Source organism: Bacillus sp. 1A (genome assembly GCF_052682215.1).
The window spans coordinates 1,061,054-1,075,773 of record NZ_JBQYLZ010000001.1; the positions used below are offsets into that span (position 1 = coordinate 1,061,054).

A 14,720-nucleotide genomic window follows, 5' to 3' on the forward strand; every position below is an offset into this window, starting at 1 on the left:
ACCTCACTTTTTCATAATATATCTACAGTATACAAAAAACGTAAGCTTACGCTTACTCACATTCATCTCCCACTAAAATTGGTGTTTCACACCTTCACATTTTTGAGGAAGGAGTCTTCTGTCAGAAAACGATAAAAGTCTATATGCGAAAAATTTAAAAATTATTTTAAAAAGAGGAGGTATTTATGTATATGTTCTTTAAAAATAAAAATGTTTTAATTATTGGTGGAACAGGAACAATTGGCAAAAGCATTCTTTCTTACGTTCTAGCAGACAATCCAAAAGTTGTAAGGATTTTTAGTAGAAGTGAATATAATCAATTTTTATTACAAGAAGAGTTCAGAGGTAAAAATCATAATATTCGATATTTAATTGGAGATATTCGGAATTACGATCGATTATATACTGCAATGGAAAATATTGATTATGTGTTCCATGTTGCGGCGATGAAGCATGTTTCATTTTGTGAATATAATCCATTTGAAGCGGTATTGACCAACATCTTTGGAACACAAAATGTAATAAAAGCAGCAATTGCCCAGAAAGTAAAAAGGGTAACTTTCACAAGCTCTGATAAAGCAATTTCACCAACAAATAATTATGGTGCAACAAAATTAACTGCTGAAAGATTAATTACGTCAGCGGAATATTCAAAAGGTTCGAGTGAGACTATATTTGCAAGTGTCCGTTTCGGAAATGTTATGGGATCAAGAGGTTCTGTTATTCCTTTATTTGAAAATCAAATTAAAGAAAATCAAAAAATAACTGTAACGGATCTTAGTATGAGTAGATTTATGATGACACTGAGGCAAGCAACTATGTTAACAATTGAAGCAATGAAAATAGCAAAAGGTGGTGAAACTTTTATATTAAAAATGCCAGTTATTTCATTAAAAGATTTAAGTGAAGTGATGATAGAAGAAGTCACAAAGTTGTATGGTTTGCCAAAGGAAAATATTAAGATTGAAGAGATTGGGTTAAAACCTGGTGAAAAAATGTATGAAGAACTTATGACACATGACGAATCTTTACAGGCTTTTGAATTACCAGATATGTTTATCATACCAAGTCCATTAAAAAAGGAAGCTCAATATGAAAATGCCAATAAAGCTAAGGCAGGATTTTATCGCTCTGATCATCAAGATGCAATTTCAAAAGAAGAGCTTAGAAATTTGATTATAAACCAGCAACTATTAGCAGGAGGGGAGAAACTATGAAAATATTAGTAACTGGTGGTGCAGGTTTTATTGGTAGGTGGGTTGTAAATAAATTATTGCAGGATAAGCATGAAGTATGGATATTAGACAACTTAGCAAATTCAACTACTGCAAATATTACCGAGTTTGCACACGATTTAAATTTAAAGCAATGTATTCAAGGTGATATTAAAGACAAAAAATTAGTTGCTCAATTATTTGAAAATTATTCATTTGACCTTTGTTATCATTTAGCAGCGAGTATCAATGTTCAAGATAGTATAAATGATGCTAGAACAACTTTTGAAAATGATACAATAGGCACTTTTAATTTATTAGAACAATGTCTCAAGTATAATGTCAAAATGGTCTTTATGAGTACATGTATGGTATATGATAAAGCTACTAATATACAAGGAATATCAGAATCAGATCCAATTAAACCTGCTTCTCCATATGCAGGAGCAAAAATTGCTGCTGAAAATATGGTCTTATCTTACTATTATGCTTATCAGCTACCAGTTGTGGTAATTCGTCCGTTTAATACGTATGGACCATTCCAGAAAACTGGTGGTGAAGGTGGGGTTGTTGCCATTTTTATAAATAATAAATTAGATAATGTACCACTAAATATTTATGGAGATGGGAAACAAACGAGAGACCTTTTATATGTTGAAGATTGTGCAGATTTTGTTGTGGCAGCAGGATACTCTTCAAAAGCAAATGGTCATATTATCAACGCTGGAACAGGACAGGATATAGCTATTAATAAATTAGCAGAATTGATTTCGGGAAATAAAGTAAGTATTCAACATGTAACTCATATCCATCCACAAAGTGAAATTCAAAAACTATTATGTAACTATCAAAAAGCAAAAACAATATTAAATTGGGAACCGAAAGTTTCTTTAGAAGATGGAATTATTAAAACAGAAGAGTGGATTAAAGCTTTAAAAATTAACTCTAAGGGGAAAGAATAATGACCAGGGAAATTCTCGGTATACATGGAGGAAAGCCTGTTAGAGAAACTTATTTGCCATATGGTCAGCAAAAAATTGATGAGCATGACATTCAGGCAGTGGTAGATGTATTACAAGGAGATTTTTTAACGACAGGACCAACAATTCAACAGTTTGAGGATGCTATAGCGAAATATGTGGGAGCAACTTACGCTGTTTCCTTTTCAAATGGTACAGCAGCTTTGCATGCTGCCTGCTATGCAGCTGGCATAACTGACGGAGATGAAGTAATTACAACTCCAATGACATTTGTAGCAAGTGCAAATTGTATTTTATACCAGGGTGGAAAGCCGGTATTCGCCGATATTGACAATGAAACATATAACATTAGTCCTAAATCTATAGAGGAAAAGATTACAAACAAAACAAAAGCCATCATTCCCGTACACTTTACTGGGCAGCCTGTAGAGTTAGATGTAATACAAAAAATAGCAAAAGAAAATGATTTGATTATTATTGAAGATGCAGCCCACGCATTAGGAGCCACATATAAAAATAGAAAGATTGGTTCTATTGGTGATATGACAATGTTTAGTTTCCATCCGGTGAAACATATTACTACAGGAGAGGGCGGAGTAATTACCACAAATAATCCTCTGTTTTATGAAAAACTTGTCCAATTCCGTACACATGGAATTGAAAGGAACCCTCAAAAACTTCTTGAAAATCATGGATCTTGGTATTATGAAATGCAATTCTTAGGTTACAACTACAGAATAACTGATATACAAGCTGCTCTTGGCTTATCACAGTTAAGTAAATTAGAATCTTTTATTAAGATTCGAAAGGAATATATAGACATCTATAATAAAGAATTTAGTTGTTTATCTGAAATCATCATACCAAAGCAATTGCCCCAAACCGACTCAAGTTGGCACCTTTATATTATTCGTTTAAATACTAAGTTATTAAAATGTAACCGAAAAGAAATTTACGAGGCATTACAAAAAGAAAATATCGGTGTGAATGTGCACTATATACCCGTACATCTACAACCGTTTTATCAAAAATTAGGTTACAGAAAAGGTCTTTGTCCGCAAGCAGAAAATTTATATGAGGAAATTATTACGCTTCCCCTATTTCCTAAAATGACAAAGGATGATGTAAAACATGTTATAACTGCCGTGAGGAAGGTGTTAAAATATTATTCTAAAAATTCAAAATAGGAGGATCGTATGAATCAAGTAAAGATTATTGCTGAAATTGCTAATGCCCATCAGGGAAATGAAAAATATTTAAAAGAATTAATTCAAGCTGCAGCAGATTGTGGAGCTGACGGTGTGAAATTTCAATGGTTTAAATATGATCATTTGGCTGTTCCTGACTATTCATACTATAAAGATTATCTTAAATTGTTTATAGATAAAAAAACATGGAAGAACAGTGTAGAGATGGCAAAGAAATTAGGGTTAGAAGTATGGGTGGATATATTTGATTCGTGGGGAATAGAACTTTTACATTCTTTTAAAGATTTAATTGATGGAATTAAACTTCCATCTACTGTTTTACAATCAAATGATCTGATAAAAGAATTGAAGTACTTTCATAAAACAATTCTTATTGGTGTAGGGGGATGGTACGATACTGAAATTGATCAAATGTTATCTTTTATTGAGAAACATTTAAATAATAAATTTATTTTGATGCATGGATTTCAAGGCTATCCGACTAGAACGGAAGATGTCAACTTAAAACGAATTATTTATTTGAAGAATCGCTACAATTTAGAAGTTGGTTTTGCTGATCATGAAGATGCTGATAAACCTTTAGCTATAGAGTTACCTTCTTACGCATACTTTGCAGGAGCTACTGTCATAGAAAAACATATTACTCTGAAACGGTCAGATAAAGGCTACGATTATTATTCTTCATTAGAGCCTCATGAATTTAAAAGAATGGTAACGAAAATACGGCAGAGTGAAGTTGTTATGGGACAGATTGAAATTAGCAATTCAGAAAGAAAATATATAGAAAATGCCTCATTGAGACTTATTGCTAATAAAGAAATAAATAAAGGAGAGGTTATTCCGATTCAAAAAACAACTTACAAAAGATGTGATAATGAAAAAGCCCTCATGCCCTTAGATGCTGAAAAATTGCTACCCCAGATTGCAAAAAATACAATCCAATTTAATGAACCTATAACAGCAAATATGATTGAAAAACCAAAAATTACCCTTGTTGTTATATGCCGCTTAAAATCGACACGTTTAGCAAAAAAAGCATTACTCAAAATAAATGGAATACCTTCTATTAAACGTTGTTTGTTAAATTGTTTGGCTATTCCTGAAGTTGATAATGTAGTGCTAGCTACTTCACACCTCTCAGAAGATAATCCTCTTGAAGAATTCACAATGGATGGCAGAGTGAAAATTGTAAGAGGAGATCCAGATAACGTTGCCGAACGCATGATTCAAGCAGCTAATTTGACAGATGCAAATATTGTTATTCGTGTAACAGGAGACTGTCCAGCGGTTTCGCCTGAACTCACTAGCTATTTAATTCAACAACATTTAAAAAGTGGTGCGGATTTCACACAACCTAAGGACAACGCGATAGGAATTAATAGCGACATAATAACTGTTGAAGCACTTCATCGTCTGGTTCAGCAATCTAAACAATTAATGTATACTGAATACCTTTCATTTTATTTTATTAATAATCCACATCTTTTTTCGGTTAATATCGTAAAAACACCTTCTGAATTTAGTTACCCCACTTGGCGCTTAACACTAGATGAACAACCAGATTTAGATATGTTTAATGAGCTTTATAAAAGTCTTGATGTAAAAGCCGAACCTTTACTTTTTCAGCAAATAAAAGATTATATTCATCAAAATCCTGAACTCATTAAAATCAATAGTCACGTGAAATTGAAATGGGCAAATCACCAATCATTAGTAGATGAGTTAAATAAAGAAACAAAATTGTAAATTAATAAACCGTAGTACTTTTCATGAGGAGGGAGTAACTTGCTTGAGAAAAAAATTGCCTTTCGCGCCGACGCATCTATTGAAATAGGTACAGGTCATATTATGCGTTGTTTAACACTTGCCCATGAGTTACGGAATAAAGGTGCTCAAGTATATTTCATTTGTCGTAAGCTGCAAGGTGATTTGTATCAATATATTTTAAATAAAGGATTTCATGTGTTTTTATTAGATGCAGATGGTGAAAATACGAATTTCTTAAGTACAGTACACGGGAGTTATTTAAATTGGCTAAAATATCATTGGTTTGTTGATGCACAACAGACCAATGATATTTTGTCGCAACTTCCCAAGTTTGATTGGTTAATTGTTGATCATTATGGATTAGATAATAAGTGGGAGACTGCTTTAAGAAAAACTGTAAGAAAGATTATGGTAATCGATGATCTTGCAAATCGAATGCATGACTGTGATTTATTACTAGACCAAAATTTATATGATAACCTTAATGTTCGCTATAAAGATTTAATACCAGAGCACTCATTAGTGAAATTGGGACCTAAATACGCCGTATTACGGCCAGAGTTTCATGCCGCTAAGAAATTTTCACGAAAAAGAACAGGAGAAATTGAGCGAATCTTTATTTTTTTTGGTGGACATGATGCAACAAATGAGACATTAAAAACGTTAAGAGCCTTACAAAATATAAATAAAGATAACTTAAAAATAGACGTTGTGGTAGGAAGTCAAAATCCGCATAAAGAGGAGATTCAAACTTATTGTAAGAGTGTTTCTAACGCTTCATTTTATTGTCAAATAGAGAATATGGAAGAGCTTCTCGCACGAGCGGATTTAGGGATAGGAGCTGGAGGCACAACTACCTGGGAACGCTGCTTTCTTGGATTACCTTCTATAACTATTACAACTGCTCAAAATCAAATAGAAGTAACTAGGGCTGTGGCAAACGCTGGAGCTACATGGAATATTGGTACAGCTGAAACTGTTTCGGATGAAACGATTACGAAATGTCTAAGCAAACTTTTATCAAATTCTTATATGGTGAAAGAAATGTCTAAGAAAGCTCTTTCTATACAGTGTGCCAGTAATTCAGATGAAATAGTAAAAATTATTTTAGGAGGATAGTATGTTAGATATTGGGGATTTTCAATTGAGAAATTTAGAAAAGAAAGATTTAGAACTTATTTTAAAGTGGAGGAATACAAAAGAAATACGTACGATTATGTATGAAGATCATGAAATTACAATAGACGAACATTTAAAATGGTATGAAAAACTAGAAATGGATGATACAAAGGTTGCAAGATTATTAACATATAAAGAAAAGCCAATTGGATTTGTTAATTTTACAAAAATAGATGAAATGAATCAGACTTGTTATTGGGGATTTTATATAGGTGAAAAGCAAAGCGTAAGACGTGCTGGAACTGTATTAGGTTTATTAGCATTAGACTATATTTTTGAAACAAAAGGCATACACAAAGTGTGTGCAGAAATAATAGAATCAAACCGTATTAGTTTAAACTTCCATCAGAAACTTGGCTTCCAAGAAGATGGAAGATATGAAAACTATATTTGCAGGGATAATGATTATATTGATGTCATTACAATGACCCTGTTTCATGAACAATGGAGGGAAAGAAAAGAAGCCATAAAAAAAGAACTTGAAGGTGAAAAAAATGAGTAATGTATATATCGGAGGTAGAGAGATTGGCGAAAGCTTGCCACCATTTATAATTGCAGAAATGTCGGGGAATCATAATCAATCATTAGATAGGGCGTTGCAAATTGTAGAGGCAGCTGCGGAGGCTGGGGCACAAGGATTTAAAATTCAAACATATACACCAGATACAATGACTTTAAATATAGAAAATGGTGATTTTTTAATTCAAGATACAAAAAGCTTATGGAAAGGTAAATCACTTTATCATTTATATAAAGAAGCTTATACACCATGGGAGTGGCATAAACCCATTTTTGATCGCTGTATAGAATTAGGAATGATACCATTTAGTACGCCATTTGATGAAACGGCTGTAGATTTTCTAGAATCATTAAATGTTTCTTGTTATAAAATCGCATCTTTTGAAAATACTGATATTCCCCTCATACGTAAAGTAGCCGCAACAGGAAAACCAATAATCATTTCGACAGGTATGGCTTCGATTGCTGAATTAGATGAAACAGTAAGGGCTGCGAGAGAAGAGGGATGTAAAGAATTAATTCTATTAAAATGTACAAGTACGTATCCTGCATCACCAAAATCTACAAACATAGCTACTATACCTCATATGAAGGAGTTATTTAAATGTGAAATAGGTTTATCTGATCATACACTTGGAGTAGGGGTATCTGTAGCAAGTGTTGCTTTGGGGGCCACAGTAATTGAGAAACATTTAACACTCTCGAGGTCTGACGGAGGTGTAGACGCTGAATTTTCAATGGAACCTGCTGAATTTAAATTATTAGTAAGTGAAACTGAAAAAGCATGGGAATCTTTAGGTAATGTATATTATGGACCAACTAATTTAGAAAAAGACTCTTTAAAGTTTAGAAGGTCATTATATGTTGTAGAAGACATAAAAGCGGGAGAAGTATTCACGAATGAAAATATTAAAGCTATTAGACCAGGTAATGGCTTATTGCCAAAACACCTATCCAAAATTATTGGAAAGAAAGCGAGTAAAGATATCAAAAAAGGAACACCTATTTCATGGGATTTAATTTGATAGAGTATACTGAAATACTAATAAGAATTCATTTCAAGTATATAGTAGCAAACATGTTAGCTTGTGCTAACCGAAATGTATCTCCTATCTATTTGTTGGTGTTAGTACACCTGCAGGAAAATTAAGGAGGGAGTCTTCTGGCGGAAAAAGATAAATTAAAATGCCTTTTCATAAAATTGAAAAGGCATTTTAATTTATTTAGAATGATTATAAAATAAATTTTTAATTTAACGTATTTCCCGAAAGAATTCTCCTTCCTCAATCGTGTGAAGGGCGTAGCACGACGATAGGTGGGAGATGAATTTCGGTTTGGCGGAGCCAAAAGGCTTTGCTTTTTATTTTCCCTCTGATAAAATCAGTCTTATAAAGAATAAAGGTTGGTATTTCAATGAAATTAGATAATAATAATCATTCAGTATTCTTGCTATATTATCACCTTGTATTGGTTGTAAAATACAGAAGAAATGTGCTCTATGATGATATATCAGACTATGCAAAAGACATGTTTGTCAGGTTATCCGAGAATTACAACATAACATTGGTAGAGTGGAATCATGATGTAGACCATGTTCATATTTTGTTCAAGGCTCATCCGAATACAGAAATGACAAAATTTATTAATGCTTATAAAAGTGCAAGTTCTCGACTCATCAAGAGAGACTTTCCACAAGTGAAAACGAAACTTTGGAAAGAGATGTTTTGGTCAAGAAGTTTTTGCTTATTAACTACTGGTGGTTCGTCAATAGAGCTAGTAAAGAAATATATTGAAAATCAAGGTGAAAAGTGAGGTGAAATGATATGACAAAGCATAATAAAGCATATAAATTCCGTTTGTATCCAACAGAAGAACAAGCATATCTTATGCGTAAAACCTTTGGTTGTGTACGTTTCGTGTATAATAGAATGTTAGCTGAACGAAAAGAAGCGTACGAAAAATATAAAGATGATAAGGAACTACTCAAGAAACAAAAGCCTCCAACTCCCGCAAAATATAAAGCACAATTTGAGTGGTTAAAAGAAGTTGATTCATTAGCTTTGGCAAATGCTCAACTAAACTTGCAAACTGCCTATAAGAATTTCTTTCGTGGTCAAAATGACTTCCCAGCATTCAAAAGCAAAAAAGAAAGAAAGTCTTATACAACGAATGTAGTAAACGAAAATATTATGTTGCTGAATGGTCATATCAAATTGCCAAAACTGAAAATGGTACGTATCAAACAACATAGAGAGATACCACAAGACCATGTAATCAAGTCATGTACGATTTCTATGACCTCTACTGGTAAATACTATGTGTCCATCTTGACTGAATATGAAAAAGAGATTGTACAAAAAGAAGTAGAAACAGTTGTGGGGTTAGATTTTGCGATGGATGGATTATACGTTAGTTCTGAGGATGAGAAAGCCAATTATCCTAATTTCTATCGTAACATGTTGGACCAATTAGCAAAGGCACAACGAGTATTATCAAGGCGCAATAAAGGTTCTGAGCGTTGGAATAAACAACGTATTTGTGTAGCTAAGTTACATGAGAAAGTAGCTAACCAACGTAAGAATTTCCTTCATCATGAGTCTAAAAAATTAGCTGCTCATTTTGATGTTGTAGCTATTGAAGATCTAAATATGAAAGGAATGTCGCAAGCACTTCATTTTGGAAAAAGTGTCGCTGATAATGGGTGGGGTATGTTCATTTCTTTCTTAGCTTATAAACTAAACGAACAAGGAAAACAACTTGTGAAAATAGACAAATGGTTTCCTTCCACCAAAACATGTAGCAATTGTGGAAATATGAAAAATATGACTTTGTCTGAACGAGTCTATTCTTGTATATGCGGTGTAAATCTCGATAGAGATTATAACGCAGCTATCAATATCAAAAATGAAGCAATACGCCTATTAGCGTTAGGATAAATTGCAATAAAATAACCTTTGGAACAAGGGAGTTAGCTCGGCTGTCTAAGGACAAATTCGTTAGCTATCAAAAGTAATGATTAACCGAGAAGCCCCCAATTCAAACAGTCCGTTAGGACGTTAAGTGGCGGGTAGTTCACTAAATCAATAAAGTTGTGATTGTAATATAGTCGTTATAAAATTGATTCTCTCATGAAAAGTATGTTGTGTAATAACTTTTGTGTGAATTTTTTCAATCATTAATCTTTTTGAAATCGTATCATTCAAATGAAGGGATATCTTATTTAAACAGTCATCAAAGCTGTTATAGGATATAATTTCATCTTTATTGAAAAAAGATGAAAGATCGGGTTTTTCCTCAATAATTTGAAAGCCTTGGCAAGCTGCGATATCAAATGTACGATTATTAATGGTATTACTTTTTACTCTATTTTTATTTTTATTCTGTGGAAATAGATAACTACGATGAGGATTTAATATAAGACTAGCGTTATTATAATAGAACGCAACTTCTTGAGGTGGAATCCATTCTTCTATAATCTTAATTCTTCGGTGATTTTTCCATTTTTTAATTAACTTATTTCGCCAGTGTTGACCGATAACAGTATAGTGATAAGGGGTTTTTTCCAAAAGAAACTGTATCAATTTCACTCGGGTTGGATAAGGATATCCAATGAACAATATTTCACTTTTATATTTTGAATTTTTTAGACCAGGTTTAAATACATCTATATTAGTTGCTAAGGGTAAATGATATACATTGGTATATCCTAAAGCTGTGTAATATTTAAGTGCTTCGCTATCAATAGTAAATATAAAATCAAAGTTATTTAATAGAGGAAGAGAAGTATCTATATAAAATGGGTCCTCAGTTAACCAGACAGCTAATTTAATATTCCTTTTTTTAAAATATTGAATTGCTTTTTGCGGTAGATAATTACCTAATAAGGTGAAAACAATATTAGGATGAAACGTTGCTGTAATGAAATCCAATTGCTCTACTAATTCACTCGGCTGTACTGCTAACCATTCGAAATTTTGATTGATAAGTGTTCTCTGTATGCTTTGATCTAGATATTGATAGATTTTTGAGTAACCAGAAGTAATGTATAAGAGTTTCATATTTCACTCCCTGCTTTAGGTATAAAATATATTATGAGCTAAACGTAACACTTTCTATTTCTTTACAACTGATCTTAGTAATACTTATAGTAGGAGGAGTAATCGAATTTTCCTCTTCTAATGTGACGATACAAGTATTAGGGTTAAAATTTGTAAAAACAGCAGGTCCAATAATATTTCCAGATTTACCAGTCACAGTAACCACTTCGCCTGGTTGTAAATTTTTAAAAATACTACATACTCCACCTGAACAACGAAATAAATTGCATAAGAACAAATTTGTCCCTCCTTTAAACAATATACTGTATCATATGAAAGTATGTAGAAGGATGTGTAGACAAGTAACCTTTAGAAGGGGGGGAATTTAAATTAAAGAATATTATTGAAATAAAAAAAGACATTCTAATGAATGCCTTAATTATAGATCGAACTAAAACCATTTGAATCATCTTAAGGGGTGGTTAATGTAACGCTTTCTATATCTTCACAACTTATGAATATAGTATTGGTTGAAGAGGGGGTTAGCACATCTTCTTCAACTAAAATCACCGCACAATTTTGCGGAATGAACTGTGCAAAAGTAGCAGGACCAATAATTTGACCTGATCTAGTAGTAACTGTAACAACTGTTCCCACTGGCCATGCAGAGAATATAACACAAGCTAAACCTTTACATGCTGCCATATTAAACCCTCCTAACTATAATTTTTAATAATGTAGTAAATTCCAAACATTTTATATTGTATGGGGTAGCAGTATGAAGTGCTTGGACTATTAGAAGTCATTTTCCGGTTTTATCCCTTCATGATTAATATGATAACTGTGAAATACTACGATACACAGGTTTAAAAAATAAAAATGGTAAGGAAGTTTATGAGGAAGATATTGTGTGATTTAGTGATCAACTATTCCAAGGTCCAAATGATGAATGGGATTATAAGGTAGGATGTAACGAGTACATGGAGCTATGCTACACGGTATTTGATTAGGATGAGATAGAAGGCTTAAGTTTTCGGTAGCATTTATGGAAATCCAGAGTAACTAGAAAAATAAATAAAATTCTTATTTGCGCGACACGTTTTTAGTTTTCAAAGTTCAACATCGCGTTTCAGCGACTTTTATAATATATCATAGTATATTATTTTCGTCAACAAGTTTTTTAAGATAATTTGCATCTCTCATTTGCTGACTCTGCCTATTATATAGAGTTTTCCATTGCTATGCAAGTATTATTATAAAAAAATAAGAGGAGGAAAAATCCCCCTCTTATTCTTCAGAAGAAACCTCTTCATTAGATTCCTCTTCTTCATCTTTCTGTGCTTTTGCTACCGTCGCTACCTCTTGCTCATCCTCTAATCGAATTAGACGAACACCTTGTGTATTACGTCCCATTTGAGAGATTTGATCAACTGGCATACGAATAATAACACCTGCTGCCGTAATTAACATGATATCTTCTTCACCTGTTACAGATTTAACAGCTACTAATTTACCGTTTTTATCTGTAATATTACAAGTCTTCAGACCTTTACCACCACGGCTTTGTAGACGGTATTCATCAATAGGTGTACGTTTTCCATAACCATTTTTCGTTACGATTAGAACATTTACATCCTCTTCGACAATTTCCATGCCTACAACTTGATCTTCATCACCTAATGTAATTGCTTTTACACCAGCCGCATTACGTCCCATAGAACGCACATCTTGCTCGTTAAAGCGAATTAACATACCATTGCTTGTTCCTACAATAATATCCTTATCACCAGATGTTAAACGTACAGATATTACTTCATCCTCTTCACGAAGAGAGATGGCGATTAAACCATTCGTACGTATATTTGCAAATGATGAAAGTGGCGTTCTCTTAGAAATACCTTGTTTTGTTGTGAAGAATAAGAATTCATCATCACCAAATTCACGAATTGGAATAATGGCGTTAATCCATTCACCCTTATCTACACCTAATAAGTTAATAATAGGTATACCTTTTGCTGTACGACTATACTCTGGGATTTCATATCCTTTCGTACGGTATACTTTCCCTTTATTAGTAAAGAATAAAATGTGATCATGCGTAGAAGTAGTTAATAAATGCTCTACGAAATCATCATCATTTGTTCCCATTCCTTGTACACCACGTCCACCACGGTTCTGTGTTTTGTACGTAGAAGCCGGTAACCTCTTAATATAACCATTATGAGTTAACGTAATAGCGATGTTTTGCTCTGGTATCAAATCTTCATCTTCAATAAATTCCATGCCACCAATTGTAATTTCCGTTCGTCTCTTATCATTGAAGCGTTCTTTTACTTCCGTTAATTCTTCACGAATAATCTCAAGAACTTTCTCTTCATCTGCTAAGATTGCTTTTAATTCAGCGATTAACTTCATTAAGTCTTGATATTCTTGCTCAATTTTTTCACGTTCTAATCCCGTTAAACGTTGCAGACGCATATCTAAAATTGCTTGTGCTTGTTTCTCACTTAAACCGAAACGTTCCATTAAGCCTTGTTTTGCAATATCTGCTGTTTTCGAACTACGAATTAACGTAATAACTTCATCTAGATGATCTAGAGCAATTCGTAATCCTTCTAAAATATGAGCACGCGCCTCTGCTTTTTCTAATTCATAAGCAGTACGTCGACGAATTACTACCTTCTGATGCTCCAAGTAATGATATAAATTTTGTTTTAAATTTAGTACTTGTGGCTCTCCATTTACAAGAGACAACATATTAATACCGAAACTTGTTTGAAGTGCTGTATGTTTATATAGATTATTTAATAGTACATTGGCATTGGCATCACGGCGTACTTCCATAACAATACGCATACCGTTTCGATCTGACTCATCACGTAAATCCGTAATACCTTCAATTTTCTTATCACGAACTAATTCTGCAATTTTTTCAATTAATCGCGCCTTATTAACTTGATAAGGTAGTTCAGTTACGAGAATAGATTGTTTACCATTTGACTTCTCTTCAATTTCAACTTTAGCTCGAAGCATAATAGAGCCTCTACCTGTTTCATACGCTCTTCGAATCCCACTTCGTCCCAAAATTAAACCTGCTGTTGGAAAATCTGGTCCTGGAATAAACTCCATTAATTCCGCAATCGTAATGTCGGGATTATGGCTTAGTGCCAATACACCATCAATTACTTCACCGAGTTGATGCGGTGGAATATTCGTTGCCATACCTACCGCAATACCCGTCGTACCATTCACTAATAAATTAGGGAAACGCGCTGGCAATACAATTGGCTCTCTTTCAGAACCATCATAGTTATCTTGATAATCAATCGTATTTTTTGAAATATCACGTATTAATTCCATAGAAATCTTAGACATTCTTGCTTCTGTATAACGCATCGCTGCTGCTGAATCACCATCAACAGAACCAAAGTTACCATGCCCATCAACAAGCATATAACGTTGACTAAAATCTTGCGCCATACGTACCATCGTCTCGTAAACAGCTGAATCACCGTGAGGGTGATACTTACCGATTACTTCACCGACAATACGCGCTGATTTTTTATACGCTTTATCAGCTGTAATTCCTAAATCATTCATCGCATATAAAACCCTACGATGCACAGGTTTTAATCCATCACGAACATCTGGTAATGCACGAGATACGATAACACTCATTGCGTAATCTAAAAACGAGGTACGCATTTCATGACTAATATTAATTTCTCGAATTCGTGCTTGTTGTTGATTGTCTGACATCAACCAGCACCTCCTCTTACATTTCCGTTACACATACATTGATTTATATGTAGAAGA

The 14,720-nt window shown here is 33.4% G+C and carries 14 protein-coding genes; 10 read left to right on the forward strand and 4 right to left on the reverse strand.

Annotated elements, in window-relative coordinates; genetic code table 11:
• Window positions 1–191 precede the first annotated feature (191 nt).
• From ACUN0F_RS05370 to ACUN0F_RS05410, 9 genes are all read left to right on the forward strand, one after another.
• Window positions 192–1,217 carry a polysaccharide biosynthesis protein gene (locus ACUN0F_RS05370; RefSeq protein ID WP_003306013.1) on the forward strand — a complete coding sequence of 342 codons (1,026 nt, stop codon included), beginning with the start codon at window positions 192–194 and terminating at the stop codon, window positions 1,215–1,217.
• Complete coding sequence (locus ACUN0F_RS05375) at window positions 1,214–2,176, forward strand: GDP-mannose 4,6-dehydratase (protein WP_327988627.1); 963 nt, start codon at window positions 1,214–1,216, stop codon at window positions 2,174–2,176. The genes ACUN0F_RS05370 and ACUN0F_RS05375 overlap by 4 nt, the downstream gene beginning before the upstream one ends.
• Window positions 2,176–3,381, forward strand: coding sequence for a UDP-4-amino-4,6-dideoxy-N-acetyl-beta-L-altrosamine transaminase (pseC, locus tag ACUN0F_RS05380; RefSeq protein WP_327988629.1), 1,206 nt, complete (start codon window positions 2,176–2,178; stop codon window positions 3,379–3,381). The genes ACUN0F_RS05375 and pseC overlap by 1 nt, the downstream gene beginning before the upstream one ends.
• A 9-nt stretch (window positions 3,382–3,390) precedes the next feature.
• Window positions 3,391–5,148, forward strand: a complete 1,758-nt coding sequence (locus ACUN0F_RS05385) for an N-acetylneuraminate synthase family protein (RefSeq protein ID WP_327988630.1) — start codon at window positions 3,391–3,393, stop codon at window positions 5,146–5,148.
• Between the two features lie 39 nt (window positions 5,149–5,187).
• On the forward strand, window positions 5,188–6,288 hold the full coding sequence (gene pseG, locus ACUN0F_RS05390) for a UDP-2,4-diacetamido-2,4,6-trideoxy-beta-L-altropyranose hydrolase (RefSeq protein ID WP_327988631.1): 1,101 nt from the start codon (window positions 5,188–5,190) through the stop codon (window positions 6,286–6,288).
• A gap of 1 nt (window position 6,289) precedes the next feature.
• The gene (pseH, locus tag ACUN0F_RS05395; RefSeq protein WP_327988633.1) at window positions 6,290–6,850 is read left to right on the forward strand and encodes a UDP-4-amino-4,6-dideoxy-N-acetyl-beta-L-altrosamine N-acetyltransferase; all 561 of its coding nucleotides are present in this window, start codon (window positions 6,290–6,292) and stop codon (window positions 6,848–6,850) included.
• On the forward strand, window positions 6,843–7,892 hold the full coding sequence (gene pseI / locus ACUN0F_RS05400; RefSeq protein WP_327988634.1) for a pseudaminic acid synthase: 1,050 nt from the start codon (window positions 6,843–6,845) through the stop codon (window positions 7,890–7,892). The genes pseH and pseI overlap by 8 nt, the downstream gene beginning before the upstream one ends.
• Before the next feature lie 388 nt (window positions 7,893–8,280).
• Window positions 8,281–8,679: an IS200/IS605 family transposase gene (tnpA, locus tag ACUN0F_RS05405; protein ID WP_445539232.1), complete on the forward strand. Its 399-nt coding sequence runs from the start codon at window positions 8,281–8,283 to the stop codon at window positions 8,677–8,679.
• An 11-nt stretch (window positions 8,680–8,690) separates the two neighbouring features.
• On the forward strand, window positions 8,691–9,803 hold the full coding sequence (locus ACUN0F_RS05410) for an RNA-guided endonuclease TnpB family protein (protein ID WP_445539233.1): 1,113 nt from the start codon (window positions 8,691–8,693) through the stop codon (window positions 9,801–9,803).
• A gap of 144 nt (window positions 9,804–9,947) precedes the next feature.
• Here ACUN0F_RS05410 and ACUN0F_RS05415 read toward each other — a convergent pair whose 3' ends face one another.
• The 3 genes from ACUN0F_RS05415 to ACUN0F_RS05425 all read right to left on the reverse strand — a co-directional run bounded on the left by ACUN0F_RS05415 (window position 9,948) and on the right by ACUN0F_RS05425 (window position 11,609).
• Window positions 9,948–10,925 carry a CgeB family protein gene (locus tag ACUN0F_RS05415; protein WP_327961333.1) on the reverse strand — a complete coding sequence of 326 codons (978 nt, stop codon included), beginning with the start codon at window positions 10,923–10,925 and terminating at the stop codon, window positions 9,948–9,950.
• A gap of 31 nt (window positions 10,926–10,956) precedes the next feature.
• On the reverse strand, window positions 10,957–11,202 hold the full coding sequence (locus ACUN0F_RS05420) for a CGEA protein (protein ID WP_048524909.1): 246 nt from the start codon (window positions 11,200–11,202) through the stop codon (window positions 10,957–10,959).
• Between the two features lie 173 nt (window positions 11,203–11,375).
• Window positions 11,376–11,609, reverse strand: a complete 234-nt coding sequence (locus ACUN0F_RS05425; RefSeq protein ID WP_131935269.1) for a CGEA protein — start codon at window positions 11,607–11,609, stop codon at window positions 11,376–11,378.
• Between the two features lie 143 nt (window positions 11,610–11,752).
• Here ACUN0F_RS05425 and ACUN0F_RS05430 point away from each other — a divergent pair, with 143 nt between their 5' ends.
• On the forward strand, window positions 11,753–11,818 hold the full coding sequence (locus ACUN0F_RS05430; protein WP_075313364.1) for a YopX family protein: 66 nt from the start codon (window positions 11,753–11,755) through the stop codon (window positions 11,816–11,818).
• 373 nt (window positions 11,819–12,191) lie between these two features.
• Here ACUN0F_RS05430 and gyrA read toward each other — a convergent pair whose 3' ends face one another.
• Window positions 12,192–14,663, reverse strand: a complete 2,472-nt coding sequence (gyrA, locus tag ACUN0F_RS05435) for a DNA gyrase subunit A (protein ID WP_001282859.1) — start codon at window positions 14,661–14,663, stop codon at window positions 12,192–12,194.
• Window positions 14,664–14,720 lie beyond the last annotated feature (57 nt).